The following is a 23,479-nucleotide window of genomic DNA, read 5'->3' as shown; positions in this document are numbered from 1 at the left end:
ATTCTTCCTGTGCCAGTCCTAAAGATAGTCCAGCCAGGCGGAAAATGAGGCAGCTTATAGCGCCAGAACCGCCGTATTCAGCGTTTCTATCGGTGCCGGGCGTGAAAGAAACCAGCCTTGTGCGGCGAATGCGGGCGAGTTCTGAACATCACGCCACTCTTCCGGTGTTTCTACGCCCTCGACAATCACCCCGCGACAATAGCGATTCATTAGATGTAAAAGCTGAGAAAAGAGTGTGCGGCCTTCCGGCGACTGACGCAGCATCACGAACAGCTCTCGCGCGATTTTGATGTAGTCATAACGCACTTCACTTAGCGCAGAGAAATTTGCCATCCCGGTGCCAAAATCATCCAGCCACAGCGGGCCAAATTCACACATCGAGGCAAAGGTTGAATCTTTCGGCAGGCGGATGTGTTCCACCAGTTCGAAACGCAGCCAGGGAAGACGCTCAATCTGGCGCAGGATTTTTGGTTGCTGACGCAGGGCGATGAGCGTAGGGCCATCAATATTGACCGATGCCAGCAGGCCGTGCTCTATAAAGAAGTCGGCTTTTTGCGCCAACAAATCAATCTGCTCTTTCACAACCTCCATCCGATGGCTGACGGTGATTTCAGTAAAATAGCGATCCGGCGGCAGGCGTTGCGAAGGGTTCAAGGGATGCGTGACCACCGTTAATAGCTCCACGGCCATTAACCGCCCGCATGTTTGATAGATCGGCTGCCAGGTGTAAGCACGCTCACACTGCAACCAAAAACGCCGTTCCTGCAAGCTCTCGATGCTTGCTTCAGGGTTGCTTATTCGCTGGATAACCTGCCTTATCATCAAAGATGTCCTGTGTTTAAAAGTGATGCTGCCCGGACTCGACAAAGATTATCGGCGCGTAAGGGCAGAACTTTACCGCCTGGCCGGGGTAAATTTCCTCACTCCACAACGGAATCTTTCAGGAATACGTCCTGGCTCAAAAAAATAATGGAACACTGTTTTAATATGGTTGACCAGCAAACCACCACAGCGCAAACTAACGCTAATTTTTTACAGATCAGGTTCACGACTATGTCCAAAAAGATTGCCGTGATTGGCGAATGCATGATTGAGCTTTCCGAGAAAGGCGCGGACGTTAAGCGCGGTTTCGGCGGCGATACCCTGAACACTTCCGTCTATATCGCCCGTCAGGTCGATCCTGCGGCATTAACCGTTCATTACGTAACGGCGCTGGGAACGGACAGTTTTAGCCAGCAAATGCTGGACGCCTGGCACGGCGAGAACGTTGATACTTCCCTGACCCAACGGATGGAAAACCGTCTGCCGGGCCTTTACTACATTGAAACCGACAGCACCGGTGAACGTACGTTCTACTACTGGCGTAACGAAGCCGCTGCCAAATTCTGGCTGGAGAGCGAGCAGTCTGCGGCGATTTGCGAAGAGCTGGCGAATTTCGATTATCTCTACCTGAGCGGGATTAGCCTGGCGATCTTAAGCCCGACCAGCCGCGAAAAGCTGCTTTCCCTGCTGCGCGAATGCCGCGCCAACGGCGGAAAAGTGATTTTCGACAATAACTATCGTCCGCGCCTGTGGGCCAGCAAAGAAGAGACACAGCAGGTGTACCAACAAATGCTGGAATGCACGGATATCGCCTTCCTGACGCTGGACGACGAAGACGCGCTGTGGGGTCAACAGCCGGTGGAAGACGTCATTGCGCGCACCCATAACGCGGGCGTGAAAGAAGTGGTGGTGAAACGCGGGGCGGATTCTTGCCTGGTGTCCATTGCTGGCGAAGGGTTAGTGGATGTTCCGGCGGTGAAACTGCCGAAAGAAAAAGTGATCGATACCACCGCAGCTGGCGACTCTTTCAGTGCCGGTTATCTGGCGGTACGTTTAACGGGCGGCAGTGCGGAAAACGCGGCGAAACGCGGGCACCTGACCGCAAGTACCGTTATTCAGTATCGCGGCGCGATTATCCCGCGTGAGGCGATGCCAGCGTAAAAGCAGCATATGCAAAAGGCTGGATAAAGTGTTACCCCTCTATCCAGCTCATCCATAAATACCTGATGATTGTGCTAACTCATCACCATCAGGCATTACTGTGCAGGTGGAATATCCGTCACTTCAGGATGTACGTCATCCGTGGCGACAGAGGTGGTCGCAGCGGTGGTAGATGGGGCCATGATTTGATCCCAGGCCGCCTGCAACGCTTTCATGTTAAATTCCGGCTCGCCTTTCGGCTGCAGCAGTATTAACGCCATATCATTCGACAACTGCTGACGCAGATCCTGATTTAACATCTCCACCGTCAGGCTGTTAAGGAAATCCTGCCGCAGTTTCTGATACTGCTCCGGCGCGATATCGACGACCTGATTTTGCAACGAACGCATCCGCTGACCCATCAGAATATCGGTATCAGCCCGCGCATAGGCGGCAAACAGTTTCTGCAGCTCCAGTTTCTTTTGCGCCACTAACGCATTGAACTCTTCTTCCGGCAGACCTTTATCGCGAACCTTCGCCAGTTCACGCGCCACCAGATTAAGGTTGCTGTTCAGCTTGTCGTTTGGTGATTCGATGTTGATGGCACACTGCGCACGCAGATACAGCACACGGCAGTCAAATCCAAGACCGATGTCTTTGCTGTTACTGGCGCTTAACGCTTGCTGAACATGCCAGAACAGCGCCTCGCGGGCCAGGTCCGCACGCCAGTAGCGCAGCAGTGCGGCTGATTCACGAATCGGCTGCCACGGCGTATCCCACATGATAGATAACCGGTCCTGACGCACCGCGTCAGTCATAATACTCACCGCTTCCGCACGCAGCGGAGAAAGCGTCGGCACCGGAGCTGGCGTTTCACGTTTGCCTTTCAGTTCGCCAAACGTTTTGTTGATTTGGTCGACAACCGAGCGCGCATCCACGTTTCCCACCACCAGTAGCGTCATTGCATCCGGGGTGTACCATTTCTGATAGAAATCTTTAATTTTTTCCGCTTCAACGGGTTGTTTCAGCGGATCGGCAGGATCGTGACCTAACAAGGTTGATCCTTTCAGACGATAACGCCACCAGCCCTCTTTAGTATCGGCAGGCCAGGTTGCCACCATGTCCTGACTTTGCAGCGCGTGGTTGATGGTTTCTGGTGTGATAGTCAGTTTGCCAGTGGCATTTGCCAGGTAAGAGAGCGCCTCTTTCAGCAAATCGTTACGGTTATTGGGCAAACTCAGATTAAACAGCGTAGTGTCATACGAGACAATTACCGGCGGCATCGGGCGTTTAGGGTCGATCCCCTGCTGCCACAATGAACGCGCCTGTGCTGCGTCAAGGCCACCGCTTTGCGTTAGCGCAATACGAGGGATGGCGTGACTGTAACCGCTCTGTTGTGTACTTTCGGCGAGCGAACCGGTATTAACCAGCAGGCGAATTTCAACACGATCGCTGGGACGCTGGGGGGTGGTCAGCACTTGCCACTGTAAACCGTTGGAAAGCGTCCCCTGTTGCCATGCTGGATCAGGCTGGAGCGCATCTGCCTGCACATAGCCAGCAGTGGCCATCATCAGCAAACCGCCCGCTAAAAGTCGAATTTTTGTGCCCTGCATGTGAACCCCTGATCAACTATCCTGGTAATAAAAAAACTGCCCGTTGTCGGTCAGTCTAAATGACGTTAAAAACACTTCGTGTTAGACCGCAAGAACATGAAAATGTCACGGAAGAAGTGAAATAAACCTGAACTCACCCAGGTGGTAAGTTCAGGCACAGGGGTCAATTATGCGCAAACACCCGCACTCGGGGAAGGGAGTGCGGGCATAAGTGATGAGATTAAGAGGATAATTCGTGCGTTTTGCCATCCGGCGCACGATTATTCAGCACATCGTCCAGTTTTTTGTGGTCCAGTTCTTTCACCCACTTAGCAACGACAATGGTCGCTACGCCGTTACCGACCAGGTTAGTCAGCGCACGAGCTTCTGACATAAAGCGGTCGATACCGAGGATCAGCGCCAGACCCGCTACCGGCAAATGGCCCACCGCAGAGAGCGTCGCCGCCAGCACGATAAAGCCACTACCCGTTACCCCTGCCGCCCCTTTAGAAGAAAGCAGCAACACGATTAACAGCGTGATTTGGTGGACGATATCCATCTGACTGTTAGTGGCCTGGGCGATAAACACCGCCGCCATTGTCAGGTATATCGATGTGCCATCAAGGTTAAACGAGTAGCCTGTCGGGATGACCAGCCCCACCACCGATTTACGGCAGCCGAGTTTCTCCATCTTGTCGAGCATACGCGGCAGCGCCGACTCGGAAGATGAAGTCCCCAGTACAATCAGCAGTTCTTCACGGATGTAGCGGATAAATTTGAAGATACTGAAACCAGTCGCTTTAGCGATTGAACCCAATACCAGCACCACAAACAGGATACAGGTAATGTAGAAACAGATAATCAGCTGCCCCAGTTGCACCAGTGTGCCGACGCCGTATTTACCGATGGTAAACGCCATTGCCCCGAACGCACCAATAGGTGCCAGACGCATGATCATATTGATGATGCCGAAGATGACCTGCGAGAAACTTTCGATGACGTTAAAAATCAGTTGGCCTTTGCTGCCCAGACGGTGGAGCGCAAAACCAAACAGTACGGCAAACAGCAGCACCTGCAGAATGTTACCGCTGGCAAATGCGCCAATGACGCTCGCCGGGATGACATCCATAATGAAGGCGACAATGCCCTGGTCTTTCGCCTGATCGGCGTAAACCGCTACCGCTTTCGCATCAAGCGTTGCCGGATCGACGTTCATTCCGGCACCAGGCTGCACGACGTTAACGATGATAAGACCAATAATCAGCGCGATGGTACTGACAATCTCAAAGTAAAGCAGTGCGACTGCGCCGGTACGACCGACCGCCTTCATGCTTTCCATGCCCGCAATGCCCGTTACGACGGTACAAAAGATGACAGGAGCGATGATCATCTTAATGAGCTTAACGAAGCCGTCGCCAAGCGGTTTCATTTGCTCGCCTATTTCAGGATAGAAATGGCCAAGGAGAATACCAATGGCTATCGCTGTCAGGACCTGAAAGTAAAGGCTTTTAAACAGAGAGGTTTTCATAGGGTGTCCTTTAGTAAAACCACAGGTCTTGTAAGGTTATGGGGTACCTGCGGCCTTAAAATAACACCCAGACAACATCACAGAAATGTACCTGGATCATAATTGAAACAAAAAGGTTAAAAAGTTTGAGCTGGCTCGCACAAACCAGCACTTTTTAAAGTTTTGTAATCAGTTTGGGGTAGCTACTTTTCTTCCAGGTAACTCTCTTCGAAGATTTCAATAGGGAGTGGGCGAGCAAAAAGGAAGCCCTGGGCAATACCAACGCCCGCTTTTGCCAGCCAGTCGCGTTGTGCTTCAGTCTCCACGCCTTCGGCAATCATTTGTAAGTTCAGGCTCTGCGCCAGCATGATAATTGCAGCAATCATGCTGCTATCTTCCGGCAAGCCTTCAACAAACATTTTGTCGATTTTCAGTACGTCGATTGGCAACGATTTCATATGCTGCAGCTGACGCAGCCCTGCGTAGCCCATGCCGAAATCATCCAGCGCCACCCGAACTCCGGCATTGCGCAGCGGACGGAGGATTGCCACCGCAGCATGAGGGTCGTCAATACGTCGGCTTTCTGTCACTTCCAGAATCAGTGTTCCCGGCTGAATGCGATAGCGGGTTAACAGTTCCAGCATATCCGCCACCATATTCGGGTGCATCAGTTGCAGCGCAGAGAGGTTTACCGACAAGGGCAGCATAATGCCGCGCTCTTGCCAGGCTGCAAGCAATCGACAGGACTCTTCCAGCACCCAGTGACCGACGGTAACCATCAGCCCACAGCACTCAATGCGATCGATTAAGCCATCCGGCAGGTCCCAACTGCCATCCGGTTGCTGGATACGCAGTAACACTTCCGCACTGACCAGTTTACCGCTGGTCATCTCGACCTGTGGCTGTAACCAAATTGCAAACTGATGATTTTCCAGTGCATTAAGGATATCGCTCTCTTCCGTCAACCGCTTCTGGGCGGCTTCCATCTGCTGCGGATCAAAGAACTGAATCTGATTCTTGCCTTTATGGCGAGCGGTAAATGCCGCAGAAATAGCGCGACTGTAAAGCTGTTCGGCGGTGAGATCGCCGTAGAACATCGCCACGCCAATGCTACAGTGCGGACGGAGTTGAATACGTTCAATCGGCAGGCGCTCGCTCATGATAGTGAGCACTTGCTGACCTAAGGTGATTGCGTGCCACGGTTCCTGTACACCGTTGGCAATGACAGCAAAGTCATAACCGCTAATCTGCGCGAGGATCATACGTGGCGACAGTACCGATTTGAGTTTTTCCACCAGCGTCAGCAGCAGAATTTCTCGTTGCGCCTCTTTCAGCACGCCCGCAGTATCACGCAGGGTTTCACAGGTGATGATCATCAGCGCGGTGGTTTGTTTACGCGCGACAACCTGCTCCAGCATCTCCATCAGCAAGGCTTTGTTCGGCAAATCCGACACCGGGAAGCGCATCGCATTTTCGTTCTGTTCTTCATAATGGCGCTGCAGCAATTGCTGGTTGAGGTTGTAACTGCGCACCAACATACCGATTTCATCGTCCTGATGCAGACGCGGTAATGCCAGTTGGTGACCAACAAGCTCCTGGGCTGGGATGGCGTTAAGTTCGCGAGCAATATTGCGTAACGGATGCAAAATCAGGCGGTTAATGCACCAGCTGATGGCGACGGTCAGGATAAGCGACAAAAGTAAGTAAATGGTCACTAACGTTGAGAGGGTGCTCATCACGAACTTATACATACGGAAGGAATCCGCCTGTAGTACCAGATAGGCAATTGGCTGCGGGTTTGCCGGACGTTCGAGCGAGTAAACGCCCAGCGAGATTTGAACCGGTAGCTCAAACAGGCGAGTAACCATTACCGGCACCGGGCGCTCTGGAATAAAACTTTTACGCAGCGCCTGGAACTGGTTAGGCAGCACTACATCGGCACGGCTGACCACGCCTGCCGGTTTAATGCTGGCAAGAATAGCTTCCGCTTCGGGAATATCGCCTTTCAAAATAGCTGAAGATAAGGGTTCGCGGACAGAGCGAGCAATGCTTTCCAGTTGCGTAGCCGTGTTATAGCGATTCTGTTGGACCAGATGGAACAGCAAAACGGTGCAAAAAATAAAAACGAACACCAGGACAACGGCTGCCACCATTGCCATCTGCTTGATTGTTAACGAGCGACTTACGCGCAAATTGTCTCCCCCCGGAAATCCCAGATTGCCGCCCGAGTATACCCGATCGCAGCGGCATTAAGAGAGGCGCTATCTGAAAACTTACCAGTCGGCGTAAGGTATCAGCGGCTGCGGCGGTAAATCCATGTCACCCTGCCATCCGGCGGCGGAATAACGTACGTAGAGCAGGAAATGGCTGGGTGCGTAATCTTTCGCCTGCTGGATATCAATTGCCGTGCCAACAAACCAGTTGGAAGTAACACGTCGTTCAAGTAATGCCCGCGCCGTGTAGCCGAAGCCCTGACTGCTGCCGCCATCGTTGGATTGCCGCGCAGCTTCTTCCTGCCAGTCGGTCGGGATCAGATTCATCAGCGGATAACGCGGCATGGTTTTGGTGCGTGAATGCGACCACGAGCCAGACGCCCCCAGCTCCCACGACCAGTTTTCCGTGCGCTCCCGCCACATCACCGGTATGGCAAACGACAGGTATTCCTGCGGACTGTAGTAACCGCCCTGACCGAGTGAGTAGCCACTCAGATCTTTGTCGTAATGCCAGATCATGTTGTTCAGGCCGATTGTGACGCGGCGATTGTTCTGGTTAATGACCTTATAGTAATAGCCCGTCATCCAGCGCACGCGCCAGTTATCTTCGACATTTTTACCGGTTAACTGGTCGACACTAAGCGATGCCCAGACGCCGTTTGCTTCACCTTTATCGTAGCTCAGACTTAGCCCCACACCGTCGGCACGTACGCCACCCCATTTTTTCCCGGTATTGCTCGGGGAGTCTTTTTGCCCACCAAAGGCCAGCAAAGAACTGGAGATGGGCCGACGGTGGGCGTTAACGGTGTAACCCAGCGGCCCGATATCATCGCTGTAACTGATGCCGCCGACCACATCCACCACGTTGAAGCCCATCGGCGTGGTACCGATATCCCAGCTCCAGACGTCATTTCGCCAGCCGACCGCCACGCTGGCACCGGAATCCGACTGGCTGCGGTTGCCGCTACAGTCCTGTAATGTACAGGTGCCCCAGTTGTCATCCCATTTGCCATCGGCATTAGTGGAGAAACTGCCGACGTTCATATTGACGAAATCACTGCGAAAGAACATCCGCCCGTCAGAATACGGCGCATCCACCTGCAACATGGTAGTGTGCGCTTTCAGATCGGAGTAACCACCGGTGCCGCTCGAACCCCAGTAATCGTGCTCGAGGGTGACGTTAAGATCCTGCTGGCGATAGAGGTCCGCCGCATCGCTGCGCACGCCGCGTTTCAGCCAGTCATCTTTCTCGTCGTTACGGGTCAGTCGGGTGAATGTGTCGTTATCCTGCGGACGCGTCGTAGTCACACCGGATGCGACCATGGCGTCTTTGTAGGTTTCCAGCGCCTGCTTTGGATCGCCCGCCTGCGCTTCAAACTTCGCACCGTCGCGCAGCACCATCGCGCTTTCCATCGACGGTGGCTGAGATTTTGCCTGCGGGATCAACTTATTAAACGTCTGCTGCGCCGCTGCGGTATCTCCAAGCTGCGCCTGCGCCAGCGCCACGCGCCGCTGTGTGTTCAGCGAGGCGTTATCGGTAGCGGGCAGTTTCGCCAGCTGGCTACGTGCCGCCGCTGTGTCACCGGCAGCAATATCCACTTCCGTCAGCCCCAGAATGGCATCGGCGTTAGTTGGCTCCCGCGTCAGGACATTCTGATATGCAGCGCGGGCGGCGGTGTAATCACGTCGCTGCTGCGCCCAGTCAGCCAGCGTGAGGTCAATACGCGTGGAAGGTGGTTGCTGACGCAGCATCGCTTCCGCTTCAGCTTCTTTGCCGCTTTCTCGCAGGCGATTAGCGGTTTCCAGCACCTGATCGCTTTGCAGTCGATTAACCAGCTCCTGAATATTGCTGTTCCACTGCGCGCGCGGCAGGCTGTTGATATGCGCCAGCGCCGCTCTGTCCTGGTCATGACCAGAGAGGTACAGCCCGTAAGCGTAAACCTGCTCCGGGTCGTTCGGCTTCTGCTGCGCCAGATTGCGCATTAACGTATCGGCCTGGCTGCGTTGTCCGGCCTGCCAGAGATCCTGCGAAAGTCGGTAAGTAATCCATACGCTGCCGGGGTCCAGCGCCAGTCGTTGCCGCTGAAGTGCTGCCGCCTGCGCCCATTTGCCCTGGTTTTCCAGTGCCTCTGCCTGCTGTGCCAGACGGTCGTTTTGCAGGCTGCGTTCGATATCATCAATGCTACGCCGCTGACTGGCAGAGAGCGAGGCGATAAACGCTTCAGCTTTTTCTGGCGATTGCTGGCGGTAAATATTTGCCAGCCCGCGCACGGCGTTAGTGTTGCCGCTGTCCATACGCAAGGTCTGCTGATAATAACGTTCGGCGGCGGGATAATCTTTTCGCGCCATCGCCACATCGCCCAGCCCCAGCACTGCATAACTGTCGGTGTTATCGACATTACGCGCCTGCTGGAACAGGCGTTCTGCCCGGTCAGGATTATTGGCTTTCAGCGCAGCATCGCCCTGCTGGATCGCCAGCCAGTAGCGGTTTACTTTCAGCAGACTGTTCCATTTGTCGTTGTTGCTGCTGTGCGGGTCCAGTGCGAGGGCTTTTTCCAGATTCGCCACTGCATTGGCGCGATCGCCTTTCTGAGAATACGCCTGGCCCAGCGCCCCCAGAGCTTCACTGTCTTTCGGGTTCGCCCGCACCGCCTGTTGTAGTTCGGGAATGGCTTTACCCGCCATACCAGAGTCCACCGCCGCTAAACCTTGCGCACGAGCGCGGAAAGCAGGATCGGCCAGCTGTTTTTGCTGTTCTGCCAGTTGCGATTGCGCAGCCGCCACGCTATCGCCATCACTAAAGATCGAGAGATATTTTTTCAGCGCCGACACACTGGCATCACTGACGGGCATGTCTTTAATCTGCCCGTACCAGATTTTAGAGGCCCCTTCGCGCCCGGCGTTCGATTTTGCCATCTGTTCCAGGACGGCAAAACCTTCGTCACGGCGATCGCTACTAAACAGCAATAGCGCCAGATTGTTTTGCAGGCCCGTATTGCCCGGTGCATCCGCATTGATGCGTTTTAACTGATTAATCGCTTCGCCACGGCGAGCCGGAATTTTCGCCACCGTACTCCAGTACTCGACAGCAATGTCACCTTCCGGCGGCGCACCGTTGAACAGTTTGTTGTAACTCGCCACAGCTTCTTCTGCATGACCGGTCGTCGCCTGCAATCGTGCCTGTTGCAGTGCCTGACGACCATCCGGCGTGGAAAGTAGCATCGTAGTCCGCGACGATTTATACGCATTTGAACTCGGCGCTAACTGCGACAGCCGATCGAGCTGTTTTTGCGCGCCATCAATATCGCCCTGACGTAACAAAGAACGGAAACGGGCGGCAACGACGTCCGGGTTATTCGGATCAATAAGTTCCAGCCGATATAACGACTGTTGCACCAGATCTTCACGATGGGTCGCTTCGCCTAACCGAACTTGCTCCAGCAACTGTTGCTGAGCGGTTGGTGCTGCCTCGACCATCGGCATGACGGCCAGACCGAGGGAAAGCGTGAATATGTTTAGTGTGAATTTGCGCATTCCTGGCCCCAGTCAGGTAATAACTCACCTTTTGTCGAGAAGCGGAAACGGTGTTGATCCCAGCCTTGTCCAAACAGGGTCAGCACATAGTTGTAATAGGCATCGCTGCCGGGAAAGTTATCGGCCACGCGCTGGCGCTGAACGGCCTGCGCATCGCGGTTTTGTAAAAAGGGCAGCATGGCGGCAGAAAAACCGACCGGTCCTTTACCCTGCGCTTTCCCCGTAGCCACATCCACTTTTTCCGGCGGATAACCGTTTTTCTCAGTGAATGTCGCCATCGGTTTAAACCGGTTGAGCATCCGCGCTTTTTGCGGATCGCTGTCAGGCATCATGCCTACCCACATGTAAACGCGGATAGCGTCGTAGCTGCTGATCAATGTTTTTTCGGCTTTTAGCTGCCAGCCTTTGTCTTTCTCATAGCGCACCCAGTCTGGCGAAAAACCTTTCGGGGCGGTTTCCAGCAATAAACGTTGATTGGTTTCGCGCAGCGTGGTCCACGGCGCGCCAAAGCGGGTGAAATACTGCGCCAGCGTCGGCGGCAGGTAGCTGGGGTTAAAACGCCAGCTGTTATCCTCAGCAAAACCCACTTTGCCCGGTAACAACATGGAACCCAGCCCAGGCACCGTCACCACTTCCTCCCGCGCGATACGTTTTAGCAACGCGCTGCCGATGTCGGTATAACGCTGCTCTTTCCACAAACGCCCCGCCTCCAGCAACGACCAGGCCATCCAGACATCACCATCGGAGGCCGAATTGCTGTCCAGCACTTCCCACTTACTGTTCTCTTTCTTGCCCCACAGCCAGGCGGGCAAACGTTCTTTTAAAGAACCCTGAGCGAGATTGTTCTGCGTCCAGTCGAGAATATTATCGAAAGCTACACGGTCGTTAGCCGCCAGGGCAAAGAACATACCGTAACTTTGCCCTTCGGAGGTGGTGATTTTGCGCGCGTCGCTGGGGTCGATGACGCGCCCTTCCTGACTGATGTAATCCTTTTTAAACTGCTCCCAGGCAGGCCAGGTACAGGCTGCCTGAACACTAAAGGCAGCCAACAGCAGCATCGTCACGATTCCACTACGCAACACATTCATCTTCAATTACTCGTTATCCGGGTTAAGACGACGACGACTAATAATTCGCAGCAGACGCCACAGTACCCATGCCAGCAATATCACACTGATAGCCGCCAGCACCGCCAGCAGAATCGGATGGTTTGCCAGCGCATACCACAAGCGCTCGAACCACGGCAGATGACCTACGTAATAAACGTCGCCAACACGTAGGCTGTTGATACCGGACTCGCGGATCACCGCGACCGAACCGAACATGGTGGCGCGTTTGCCGCTATCGTTCACCGCATCGTTAAGCATTTCATAACCGCGTGGGCTATCTGCCAACAGCGCAATCACGCTGCGCTGGTCGTTATACGGCGACTGGAAGCCAATCACCGCCGCCATCGCACCGGAAGAGGTCAGCGTTGACCGGGTTTCTGCCGCGCGATCGCTCTCGTCCGGCACAATGCCGGGGAACGGGGTCTGGCGCATCGGTGTTTTCACCCAGCTTTCGGTCGCCTGCACCAATAGGTCGATCTGCTTATCGTCTTTCAGTTTGTCCGGGATACCACCGATGATCATGATGTCGGCATCTTTGCCCTGAATGGTGCTGCCATCATCGGTCACCGTCAGATTAATCGCCGGGAAGCCCGTCTGTGCGCCGATAAAACCAACAGTATTCAGCAACGTTTCCATCTGTGCTTCGTTAGGCGCTTTCGGCATCACGGTGATGGTTTGCGACAGATCCGCCATCCGGCTGAATGGGAAGCCCGCGTTAGCAAAGGCGCGTAGATCCGGCATCGGGATGAAGTGGTAATACTTCGAGAAGTCGATGGTGGAGTCGTCACCAATCACCACATGATTCTGCACCGGCTGGAAGGTAATACAGTTATCCACCGAACCGCCCGGCATCGGGTTCATATACTCAAAGTCGAAGCGCAGCTGGTTGGTCGCGCCCAGTTTCAGCGCCGGAATAGAGACATCTGTTTTGCCATCCAGCAAACCTTGTAATACCGGAATCCGCAGCAGCAGGCGGTTCGCCTCCTGTTTGCTGCTCAGGTTGAAGGATTGCAGGAACTGGTTATTCAGGCTGATATCCATCCGCGAACTGTCTTTCACCGGCGGCATGGTGTAGCGGTAATTAATATCCATATCAATGCCGGTACTGCGCATCAGGTAGAGATCCGGCGGCAGGTTTAGCGAAACGTTAATCGCTGCTGGCTCAAGACCGCTGGATTGTAACTGTTCTTCATAGGTTTTCAGTTCGCCAAATGTGACCGGACGATCGGTACGTACCCAGTTCGGCGCATCGTACGGCTTACGCGGTAGCAGCGGTTTCACTTCATTCACTACCACGCTTTCACCACGGAACAGAATGTTACCCTGAGCGATACCTTTCGCTGCCTGCAACAGGTCTTTGTCGTCACGACCAAACACCACCAGCAGTTTGACGTAAGGATTCTGCGGATGGTTAATCATCTCAATCACAGGGGCTTTTACCGCCGGATGATCGCGCAGGAAGTCCGGCCGTTTGTCGTTGGTTGCAAAGACAATGGCATTGCGATCCGGCAGTTGGTTATAGAGTACCGGGAAGTTCTGCCCACGCCAGCCAGAACGCGAACCAAACCACGAGGCGACAATGGCAGAGGCTTGTTGCAGCCCAACATCCGGCGCACCCGCAAAGACCATCGGCAAGGTGTTGGTGCGGTTATCACGCGGATCAAAGAATGGCACCGGGAAGTGTGACAGGTCATTCTTCACATTCAGGGTCTGATAGGTCAGATCCAGTCCACTGCTCCGCCCAACATCCAGCCAAAGCGTGGTGCTGGCCGGGTTTTCGCACACGTCCTGATAATGGCCGACAAACTCCAGCCGCACACGGTTGAAGTCGGTAATAAACAGTGGGTTAATGGGCATTTGCGCCAGCGTTTTTTTACCCAACTGTTCTTTGGTCACTGGCAGCACGCCCATCAGCTCATCATTGAGATAAACCTTTAACTGCGACTGGACAGGCAGTAACGATGGCGATGGCGTGTATTCGAGGTTGAGCATCGCCTTCGTCACCACTTCATCGCTGCGCATACCAAACTCAATGCTGCCGTTCGGGTTAATGCCACGTAGCACCATGCTGCCCGGCGGCGGCGCAATTTGCGCAAAGGTCAGCTTCACATCACGCGAAGGACCGTTCTGCGCCACGACTGGCGCATCAGCGCCCTGCACGCCCAGCATCACTTGCCCCACCTGCGGATTTTGTTCCGTCTGGGCGGCTACAGCTGGCTCAGCATTGATCAGTGGTTGCGTTGCTGGCGTCGCCTGCGTCATGAAAGAGGGGAACGCACTCATCCCCATAGCCACTGCACAAATCCAGAATAGTTTTCTTTTCATCGCGTTATCATCATTGTTGAGCCAAAGCCTGATCCGATGGTTGTGCCGTTTCGCTCCGCTCCGGGCGGCGCGGAATAAACGATACAACCCAGGAAACCAGAGAAGTCAGCACACGGAATATGCCCTTCACCGAAGAAGGCGCAAACTCCGCCAGATGGCGGTAGCCACGGAAGCCGAGCTTCAGAATATCCAGCAGACTTTCCAGCGGCTTATCTTCCGGGTAGCTGTCCTGCCAGAGCGCCCATGTATCCGCACGGGCAAACGTACACTGCACAAAATCGATATGTTGCTGGGTGGTGAGCGGCATTAATTTCAGCCCAACTTCATTACCCATCACGCGCGCCACCTGGGTCGGGAAGACGTATTCCTGCTGACCGCGTTTAAGCAACAGATTCACTTTCTGCCCTTCCAGAATCTGCGCCTGACCGTTGATCTTGATCCCCAAACCACCGTCGGAGAAATCCTGAACGGTACACGAGAAGAGGTGACCATCTTCGCGGGCAATTGCCGCGGGCATCGTCATCTCCACGCGGTGCGATCGGCGTACCTGTTTGCTTTCTACCGATACCGCAACTGCGCCGCCAAGAACAATCAGGTTGTAGAACACCCACACCATACTGACGACCACGGTGAGCATCTCGGTTGGCGGGCCATAGAAGTAGCGCCAGATGCCTACCGCAACGCCCACCAGGTTGAGTAGAACAAGGAAGATGTAGGGCCGCGAGATCACCCAGTCGACGTACTCTTCTTCCACCAGTCCACCTTTGGCGGTGACGTTAAATTTGCCTTTGTGCGGGTTAATCAGCGCCACCAGCGTCGGTGGTGCGATATACCACGCCAGCACCGTTTCGTAGATTTCACTCCAGAAAGAGTGGCGATATTTGCCCTGGATCTTCGAGTTGGTCAGGCTGGCATGGATCATATGCGGCAGCACGAACAGGGCGATCATCAACGCTGGCGCATAGATGATGTAGGCATGAAGCAGCAGGAACGCCAGCGGCGCAGTCAGGAAGATCAGTCGTGGAATGCCCGACAAGAAGTGGAACATGGCGTTGACGTAGCACAGCCGCTGGGCGAATTTCAGCCCTTTACCGGTAAGCGGGTTATCGAGACGGAAGATTTGCACCATCCCGCGTGCCCAGCGAATACGCTGACCGATATGCGCCGACAGACTTTCGGTCGCCAGCCCCGCCGCCTGCGGAATACGCATATATGCAGAGGTGTAGCCACGACGGTGCAGGCGCAGAGACGTGTGCGCATCTTCGGTTACCGTTTCGACAGCAATACCGCCAATTTCATCCAATGGTTTGCGACGAATTACTGCACAGGAACCGCAGAAGAAAGTGGCGTCCCACATATCGTTGCCATCCTGCACCAGACCATAGAACAGCGTGCCTTCGTTCGGTGTTTTACGGAAACGCCCCAGGTTGCGTTCAAACGGGTCCGGCGAGAAGAAGTGGTGTGGAGTCTGCATCATCGCCAGCTGTTTCTCTTTCAGGAACCAGCCCATGGTCATTTGCAGGAACGATCGCGTTGGTACGTGGTCGCAGTCGAAAATCGACACGAACTCGCCTTTGGCATATTTCAGCGCATTGTTGATGTTGCCCGCTTTCGCATGTTCATGAGTGGTGCGGGCGATATATTTCACCCCCACGTTTTGCGCAAACTGGCGAAACTCTTCCCTGCCGCCGTCATCGAGGATCCAGATGTTCAGTTTGTCTTTCGGCCAGTCGATACCCAGCGAGGCGTAAATGGTATTTTTCACCACATTGAGATCTTCGTTGTAAGTCGGGACAAAGATATCCACCGACGGCCACAGCGACATATCCTTCGGCAATGGCACCGGCTGACGATTCAGCGGCCATACTACCTGGAAGTAGCCGAGCACCAGCACAATCCACGCGTACGTTTCAGCGAAGAGCAGAATAAGCCCGCACACCAGGCTGACCGGATCGTCCCAGTTCAGCGTAGAGGTGTAACGCCACCAGATATAACGGCAAGAAACGGTCAGCGACAGCACAATCAACATTAGCGCCGAGAAGCGCCCCGGCATCCGCCGTACGATCAGCGCTACCCCCCACAGCAGCATCAGGAAGATAAACTGCGCCAGCGGGTTAAACGGCTGAGTAACGCAGATTAACGCCAGAATCAGCGAGAAGGTGACGATGATACCGAGGATCAACCGCCGCGCCCCGGCACTCAAATGACCGAGCTCTTTTTTCTCATCCAGATGCTGTGTTTTATGGCTAACGCGCTCAGGCAGCTCGTTCATCCATTGATGGTAACGTCCACGAATATTTTGCAGACCTGAAAATGCCCGCCTGCGCGGTTTCGGCGTTTCTTTGCGCGATGCACCGATCAATAACCAGCATGTTTGAATGAGATAACGGACCGGGTCCAGCGGACGCGGACGCGAGGCGTTGATATGCGGATACAGGTTTTTATGTTCTGCGCGAATACGCTGCCAGCGCGGGTGCTCCAGCGGAATAAAAATCCAGGCCAGGATCATCCAGAAACAGCCGAGCGTCGCGCTGAAAGCCGACGCACCGTGGCGACGATAATCGCGATAACGCCCGATAAGCCGCGCGTTGACCGGCGGGATAAGCAACCACCGGGTCAGGATACTCATGATGCACTCCCGACTGGCGTTTTCAGCCCGGAATAGTTCAACAGGCACCAGTTCGCCAGCGTCAGTATCTCTTCAGCCGCCAGCGCATCACTGCGATATTCACCTACTGGTTGCTTAGCCGCCAGGCATTCAGCCATCGCTTCATCACGATGAATGAGCATCGGCAGTAATCGGCGCTGGCTTTGCAACCAAAGCTGGTAAATATCGTCCTGAACCTGACTGCCAATACGGAAGTCATTAATCAAAATATGTGCGCCATCCGGCAGCGCTTGCTGATGCAGTCGGATATGGCAGTTGGCATCCACATTGACGATTGCCAGCGAGTGATCGCACAAACTCAGCAGCTGGTGGGTTATCTGCGAGGCATCACGCGGTAAGTCGATTAAAATCCACTGGTAACGCCCGCTGGCTTTTAGTTGCTGTAAGCCGGAGCAAATATCGCTCAGCCGGGTTTGCCAGTGCTGTGGATTTTCTTGTTCTTCAATGGATAACTGACCAAAAGGCAGCAAATCGAGCTGCGAGGTGTAGCGCAACCCAGCGTCACGCCAGTCCTGGCCATCCAGCATCGCTCTGGCCCAGCCCTGACGGTGGGTAAAATCAACATTAAATGACAGGCGCAACAAGTTGTCCGGGCAGGCATCGACCACCAGAACATTTTCTCCCAACATTTGTAATGACCAGGCTAATGCGGCGGTGATGGTTGTTGTCCCCACGCCTCCCCGCACCCCCTGCAATCCCAGTACGGCCATTCACCAATCCCCTACTTTTGTTGCGCAAACTCTGCCAGCAACGGCCAGCGTTTTAATGCCGCGGCCAACTGTTCGCGTTGGGAAATATCGGCATAATCAATATCAGGCAGTGAAAATGCCTGCTTTAACGCCACAATATCATTCTGGAAGATATAGCCTATCGCGGGATCAGGCAGAGTATCTGGTTCATTGTTATTCATTTTGCTTGATCCCTATGAAATAACTGTACCGTTCATGAGACAATTCTAACCGTGAGCATTTCGCCGGTTTATTGTTTACGGCGAGACGGGAATTTGCTCACTTTTTGACTTTCCGTTACGCAACAGAAAAAGTTAAAAACGAAAAGACTAAAATCACACGTCTTGTGACCTTCTAAATTGATTCACATGCTAAATCTGATAAGTTTTAATTTCAATGGTAGGTTTATTTCTTAGCTTTCGCTAGTAAACTGATAATCAGACAAAATGGTGACATGAGGGACATTGTGGACCCTGTATTCTCTATCGGTATCTCATCATTATGGGATGAGCTGCGACATATGCCAGCAGGCGGCGTCTGGTGGTTTAACGTCGATCGCCATGAAGATGCTATCAGTCTGGCGAATCAAACAATTGCATCCCAGGCTGAAACCGCACACGTCGCGGTCATTAGCATGGACAGCGATCCGGCGAAAATCTTTCAATTAGATGATTCTCAAGGGCCGGAAAAAATAAAATTATTTTCAATGCTAAATCATGAAAAAGGTCTATACTATTTGACCCGTGATTTGCAGTGTTCTATTGATCCCCATAATTACCTTTTTATTCTTGTTTGCGCAAATAACGCATGGCAAAACATTCCTGCCGAGCGGCTTCGCTCATGGTTGGATAAAATGAATAAATGGAGCAGGTTAAACCATTGTTCGCTTTTGGTAATTAATCCCGGAAATAATAACGATAAACAATTTTCATTGTTGCTTGAGGAATACCGTTCACTTTTTGGTCTTGCCAGTTTGCGTTTTCAGGGTGACCAACATTTGCTGGATATTGCCTTCTGGTGCAACGAAAAAGGGGTCAGCGCCCGTCAGCAGCTTAGCGTTCAGCAACAAAATGGTATCTGGACATTAGTTCAAAGCGAAGAGGCGGAGATCCAACCACGCAGCGACGAAAAACGCATTCTGAGTAATGTTGCTGTACTGGAAGGTGCGCCGCCGCTATCGGAACACTGGCAACTGTTCAACAATAACGAAGTCCTGTTCAATGAAGCCCGTACCGCTCAGGCGGCGACGGTGGTCTTTTCTTTACAGCAAAATGCGCAAATCGAGCCACTGGCCCGCAGCATTCATACCCTGCGTCGCCAGCGCGGTAGTGCGATGAAAATCCTCGTGCGGGAAAATACCGCTAGCCTGCGCGCCACCGATGAACGTTTGTTATTGGCCTGCGGTGCAAATATGGTTATTCCGTGGAATGCGCCACTCTCCCGTTGTCTGACGATGATCGAAAGCGTGCAAGGGCAGAAGTTTAGTCGCTATGTGCCGGAAGATATCACTACCTTGCTGTCAATGACCCAGCCGCTCAAACTGCGTGGTTTCCAGAAGTGGGATGTGTTCTGTAATGCCGTCAACAACATGATGAATAACCCTCTATTACCTGCCCACGGTAAAGGCGTTCTGGTTGCCCTACGTCCGGTACCGGGTATCCGCGTTGAACAAGCCCTGACGCTGTGTCGCCCTAACCGTACCGGCGATATCATGACCATTGGCGGTAATCGGCTGGTGCTGTTTCTCTCATTCTGTCGGATTAACGATCTGGATACCGCGTTGAATCATATTTTCCCATTGCCTACTGGCGACATTTTCTCAAACCGTATGGTCTGGTTTGAAGATGATCAAATCAGTGCCGAGCTGGTGCAGATGCGCTTGCTTGCCCCAGAACAATGGGGCATGCCGCTGCCTTTAACGCAAAGTTCTAAACCGGTCATCAATGCCGAGCACGATGGTCGCCACTGGCGACGAATACCAGAACCCATGCGACTGTTAGATGATGCTGTGGAGCGCTCATCATGATGACCATCAGCGATATCATTGAAATTATTGTCGTTTGCGCACTGATATTTTTCCCGCTGGGCTATCTGGCGCGGCACTCTTTGCGACGCATTCGCGACACCTTACGTTTGTTCTTTGCTAAACCTCGTTATGTTAAACCGGCCGGGACGTTACGCCGCACGGAAAAAGCCAGGGCAACCAAAAAATGACTCAATTTACGCAAAATACCGCCATGCCTTCTTCCCTCTGGCAATACTGGCGCGGCCTTTCCGGCTGGAACTTCTATTTTCTGGTTAAGTTCGGCCTGTTGTGGGCGGGATATCTTAACTTCCATCCGCTCCTCAATTTGGTGTTTGCCGCGTTTCTGCTGATGCCCATTCCGCGCTACAGCCTGCATCGCTTGCGCCACTGGATTGCCCTGCCGATCGGCTTTGCTTTGTTCTGGCATGACACCTGGTTGCCTGGCCCGGAAAGCATAATGAGCCAGGGTTCGCAGGTGGCGGGGTTCAGTACCGATTATTTAATCGACCTTGTCACACGCTTTATTAACTGGCAGATGATTGGGGCCATTTTTGTTTTATTAGTGGCCTGGTTATTCCTGTCACAATGGATTCGCATTACCGTTTTTGTGGTTGCCATACTGCTATGGCTGAACGTACTTACCCTGGCGGGACCAAGTTTCTCCTTGTGGCCAGCCGGACAACCGACGACCACTGTAACAACGACGGGTGGTAACGCAGCGGCAACCGTTGCGGCGACGGGTGGCGCACCGGTAGTGGGTGATATGCCCGCACAAACTGCACCGCCAACAACGGCGAACCTTAACGCCTGGCTGAATAATTTCTATAACGCGGAGGCGAAACGTAAATCGACCTTCCCGTCTTCGCTGCCCGCTGATGCTCAGCCATTTGAACTACTGGTGATTAACATCTGTTCGCTTTCCTGGTCAGATATAGAAGCCGCCGGGTTGATGTCGCATCCACTGTGGTCGCATTTCGATATTGAGTTCAAGAACTTTAACTCCGCCACCTCCTACAGTGGCCCGGCGGCGATCCGTTTACTGCGCGCCAGCTGCGGGCAGACTTCGCACACTAATCTGTATCAACCGGCAAATAACGACTGCTATCTGTTTGATAACCTTTCGAAACTGGGCTTTACCCAGCACCTGATGATGGGGCATAACGGCCAGTTCGGCGGTTTTTTGAAAGAAGTTCGCGAAAATGGCGGCATGCAGACTGAATTGATGGATCAAACAAATCTGCCGGTTATTTTGCTGGGCTTTGATGGTTCGCCGGTTTATGACGATACCGCCGTGCTTAACCGCTGGCTGGACGTTACCGAAAAAGATAAAAATAGCCGTAGTGCCACGTTCTACAACACGCTTCCACTGCATGACGGCAACCATTATCCGGGGGTCAGCAAAACAGCGGATTACAAAGCGCGGGCGCAGAAATTCTTTGATGAACTGGACGCCTTCTTTACTGAACTGGAGAAATCGGGTCGTAAAGTGATGGTGGTCGTGGTGCCGGAACACGGCGGCGCGCTGAAGGGCGACAGAATGCAGGTATCTGGCCTACGTGATATCCCTAGCCCGTCTATCACAGACGTCCCCGTTGGGGTGAAATTCTTCGGCATGAAGGCACCACATCAGGGGGCACCGATTGTCATTGACCAACCGAGCAGCTTCCTGGCTATCTCCGATCTGGTGGTTCGCGTTCTTGATGGCAAGATTTTCACCGAAGACAATGTTGACTGGAAAAAACTCACCAGTGGGTTGCCACAAACAGCACCGGTCTCCGAGAACTCAAATGCAGTAGTTATTCAATACCAGGATAAACCGTACGTTCGCCTGAACGGCGGCGACTGGGTGCCTTACCCGCAGTAAGCACGAAAAAGGCCGCAGAGTTTCACCCCTGCGGCCTGGTCCGGGCGCAAATTGCCATTACGGCAGCCTGACGCCCGCATGACACGTTACTTCCGCTTGTTCAGCCAGTTCACGATCATACTGGCAAGAATGCCAGCAATGACCGGAGCCGCTAAATCATGCCAGAAGGCCATGCCCAGTTCTGCGAGCGTCATATAGCCGCCTGTGTTGTAATGACAACGTTTCGCGGCTATTCTTGAGTTGTTCAGGTTCAAGAATGGCCCCCGTGATGTTGTCAGGTGCATACCTGCAACGTGCGGGGGTTTTCTCTCTCCAGCAACCAATGCCACCAGGGATAAAGCCCCCGCAACATTGCGCCTCACCGGAACCCTTTCGGCTTGCCGCTGATTTTACGATTGCTTTTTACTGTCAGCACCCGGCAATCTTCCTCATTGCGCGATGCCTTCCAGCTTAATTTCTTTATTTGCAATAGTTGCAGTTCATATCCGGGCTGACTCCAGACTGGTAGTGAAATGCGCAATTTTGTAGAATTGCGCCTCCTCGCGACCTCCCCAGTGAATCTGTTGCCTCATTTTTTACATACTGCGTATTCGACTTCTCCACCTGTTGCGCAAGAGAAACTGGGTTTATTCATTTTTGCGAGGCCGACTTCTTTCTGGACAGGACTTTATGCAGCACAACACACTATCGAAACACAATCAGAAATTGCCGTTTACACGCTACGACTTCGGCTGGGTTTTATTATGCATAGGCATGGCGATTGGTGCCGGAACCGTGCTGATGCCAGTACAAATTGGCTTGAAGGGAATTTGGGTATTTATTACCGCAGCGATCATTGCTTATCCTGCCACCTGGGTAGTGCAGGACATTTATTTAAAAACCCTTTCTGAAAGCGATTCCTGTAATGACTACACCGATATTATCAGTCATTACCTGGGGAAGAACTGGGGAATTTTCCTCGGGGTTATCTACTTTTTGATGATTATCCACGGGATTTTTATCTACTCTCTCTCCGTGGTTTTCGACAGCGCCTCGTACCTGAAAACCTTCGGTTTAACCGATGCCGATCTTTCACAATCTCTACTTTATAAAGTCGCTATTTTCGCCGTACTGGTGGCGATTGCGTCTGGTGGTGAACGATTACTGTTTAAGATTTCCGGGCCAATGGTGGTGGTCAAAGTAGGGATTATTGTCGTGTTCGGTTTTGCGATGATCCCGCACTGGAATTTCGCCAATATAACCGCCTTCCCGCAAGCCTCCGTCTTTTTCCGCGATGTCTTGCTTACCATTCCATTTTGCTTCTTTTCTGCAGTATTTATTCAGGTACTTAACCCAATGAATATTGCCTATCGTAAACGGGAAGCGGATAAAGTACTGGCAACCCGGCTCGCGCTGCGTACCCACCGAATTAGTTATATCACGCTCATCGCGGTGATCCTGTTTTTTGCCTTTTCGTTTACCTTCTCAATTAGCCACGAAGAAGCCGTTTCTGCCTTTGAACAAAATATCTCGGCACTGGCGCTGGCCGCGCAGGTGATCCCTGGACATATCATTCATATCACCTCTACGGTGCTGAATATCTTTGCCGTACTGACCGCATTCTTTGGCATTTATCTCGGTTTCCACGAGGCTATTAAAGGCATTATTCTCAATCTGTTAAGCCGAATTATTGATACCAAGAAAATTAACTCACGCATGCTGACTCTGGCGATCTGCGCTTTTATCGTCATTACATTGACGATTTGGGTTTCGTTTCGTGTATCGGTGCTGGTGTTCTTTCAGTTGGGAAGCCCGTTATATGGCATTGTGTCGTGCCTCATTCCGTTTTTCCTGATCTATAAAGTCGCACAACTGGAAAAACTTCGCGGATTTAAAGCCTGGCTAATTCTGCTTTACGGCATTTTGCTATGCTTGTCGCCACTGTTGAAGCTGATTGAGTAAACCGGAGCGC

At 53.0% G+C, this 23,479-nt stretch carries 16 protein-coding genes; 5 read left to right on the top strand and 11 right to left on the bottom strand.

Annotated features, from left to right (window positions below; translation table 11 throughout):
• Positions 1-54: 54 nt before the first annotated feature.
• A complete protein-coding gene (gene pdeH / locus FTE26_RS02540; protein WP_001295219.1) occupies positions 55-822 on the bottom strand; it encodes a cyclic-guanylate-specific phosphodiesterase in 768 nt (255 codons plus the stop codon).
• Between the two features lie 231 nt (positions 823-1,053).
• Between pdeH and kdgK the strand changes: the two genes are divergently transcribed.
• Entirely contained in the window at positions 1,054-1,983 is a 930-nt protein-coding gene (gene kdgK / locus FTE26_RS02535) for a 2-dehydro-3-deoxygluconokinase (RefSeq protein WP_001296796.1), read from the top strand.
• Positions 1,984-2,078: 95 nt separating this feature from the next.
• On the opposite strand, the gene FTE26_RS02530 is transcribed toward kdgK, so the two are convergent.
• From FTE26_RS02530 to bcsR, 9 genes are all read right to left on the bottom strand, one after another.
• Positions 2,079-3,575, bottom strand: a complete 1,497-nt coding sequence (locus FTE26_RS02530; RefSeq protein ID WP_001163140.1) for a M16 family metallopeptidase — start codon at positions 3,573-3,575, stop codon at positions 2,079-2,081.
• Between the two features lie 220 nt (positions 3,576-3,795).
• Positions 3,796-5,082 (bottom strand): C4-dicarboxylate transporter DctC, encoded by a 1,287-nt coding sequence (gene dctA / locus FTE26_RS02525; protein WP_000858214.1) that lies wholly within the window; start codon positions 5,080-5,082, stop codon positions 3,796-3,798.
• A 182-nt stretch (positions 5,083-5,264) separates the two neighbouring features.
• The gene (gene hmsP / locus FTE26_RS02520) at positions 5,265-7,253 is read right to left on the bottom strand and encodes a biofilm formation regulator HmsP (RefSeq protein ID WP_001266306.1); all 1,989 of its coding nucleotides are present in this window, start codon (positions 7,251-7,253) and stop codon (positions 5,265-5,267) included.
• A gap of 81 nt (positions 7,254-7,334) precedes the next feature.
• Positions 7,335-10,808, bottom strand: coding sequence for a cellulose synthase complex outer membrane protein BcsC (bcsC, locus tag FTE26_RS02515; protein ID WP_001225112.1), 3,474 nt, complete (start codon positions 10,806-10,808; stop codon positions 7,335-7,337).
• Positions 10,790-11,896 (bottom strand): cellulose synthase complex periplasmic endoglucanase BcsZ, encoded by a 1,107-nt coding sequence (gene bcsZ, locus FTE26_RS02510; protein ID WP_001307453.1) that lies wholly within the window; start codon positions 11,894-11,896, stop codon positions 10,790-10,792. Before bcsZ ends, bcsC begins: the two co-directional genes overlap by 19 nt.
• A gap of 6 nt (positions 11,897-11,902) precedes the next feature.
• A complete protein-coding gene (gene bcsB, locus FTE26_RS02505) occupies positions 11,903-14,242 on the bottom strand; it encodes a cellulose biosynthesis cyclic di-GMP-binding regulatory protein BcsB (protein ID WP_001300150.1) in 2,340 nt (779 codons plus the stop codon).
• A gap of 10 nt (positions 14,243-14,252) precedes the next feature.
• Positions 14,253-16,871 (bottom strand): UDP-forming cellulose synthase catalytic subunit, encoded by a 2,619-nt coding sequence (gene bcsA / locus FTE26_RS02500; protein ID WP_000025892.1) that lies wholly within the window; start codon positions 16,869-16,871, stop codon positions 14,253-14,255.
• A complete protein-coding gene (bcsQ, locus tag FTE26_RS02495) occupies positions 16,868-17,620 on the bottom strand; it encodes a cellulose biosynthesis protein BcsQ (protein ID WP_000279528.1) in 753 nt (250 codons plus the stop codon). The genes bcsA and bcsQ overlap by 4 nt, the downstream gene beginning before the upstream one ends.
• Positions 17,621-17,631: 11 nt before the next feature.
• Positions 17,632-17,820 (bottom strand): cellulose biosynthesis protein BcsR, encoded by a 189-nt coding sequence (gene bcsR, locus FTE26_RS02490; protein WP_001063318.1) that lies wholly within the window; start codon positions 17,818-17,820, stop codon positions 17,632-17,634.
• A 272-nt stretch (positions 17,821-18,092) separates the two neighbouring features.
• Between bcsR and bcsE the strand changes: the two genes are divergently transcribed.
• The 3 genes from bcsE to bcsG are packed head-to-tail and all read left to right on the top strand — an operon-like array spanning position 18,093 to position 21,528.
• The gene (gene bcsE, locus FTE26_RS02485) at positions 18,093-19,664 is read left to right on the top strand and encodes a cellulose biosynthesis c-di-GMP-binding protein BcsE (protein WP_001204931.1); all 1,572 of its coding nucleotides are present in this window, start codon (positions 18,093-18,095) and stop codon (positions 19,662-19,664) included.
• Complete coding sequence (gene bcsF, locus FTE26_RS02480) at positions 19,661-19,852, top strand: cellulose biosynthesis protein BcsF (RefSeq protein WP_000988308.1); 192 nt, start codon at positions 19,661-19,663, stop codon at positions 19,850-19,852. Before bcsE ends, bcsF begins: the two co-directional genes overlap by 4 nt.
• Positions 19,849-21,528, top strand: a complete 1,680-nt coding sequence (bcsG, locus tag FTE26_RS02475; RefSeq protein WP_000191596.1) for a cellulose biosynthesis protein BcsG — start codon at positions 19,849-19,851, stop codon at positions 21,526-21,528. The genes bcsF and bcsG overlap by 4 nt, the downstream gene beginning before the upstream one ends.
• A gap of 86 nt (positions 21,529-21,614) precedes the next feature.
• Here bcsG and FTE26_RS02470 read toward each other — a convergent pair whose 3' ends face one another.
• Positions 21,615-21,722, bottom strand: a complete 108-nt coding sequence (locus FTE26_RS02470) for a type I toxin-antitoxin system toxin Ldr family protein (RefSeq protein WP_001295224.1) — start codon at positions 21,720-21,722, stop codon at positions 21,615-21,617.
• A 475-nt stretch (positions 21,723-22,197) separates the two neighbouring features.
• Here FTE26_RS02470 and FTE26_RS02465 point away from each other — a divergent pair, with 475 nt between their 5' ends.
• On the top strand, positions 22,198-23,469 hold the full coding sequence (locus FTE26_RS02465; RefSeq protein ID WP_001296805.1) for an aromatic amino acid transport family protein: 1,272 nt from the start codon (positions 22,198-22,200) through the stop codon (positions 23,467-23,469).
• Positions 23,470-23,479: the final 10 nt, after the last annotated feature.

This window comes from Escherichia sp. S10b (assembly GCF_028421345.1).
Lineage (GTDB): Bacteria > Pseudomonadota > Gammaproteobacteria > Enterobacterales > Enterobacteriaceae > ECMA0423.
This window is presented reverse-complemented; position numbering and strand designations above follow the sequence as displayed.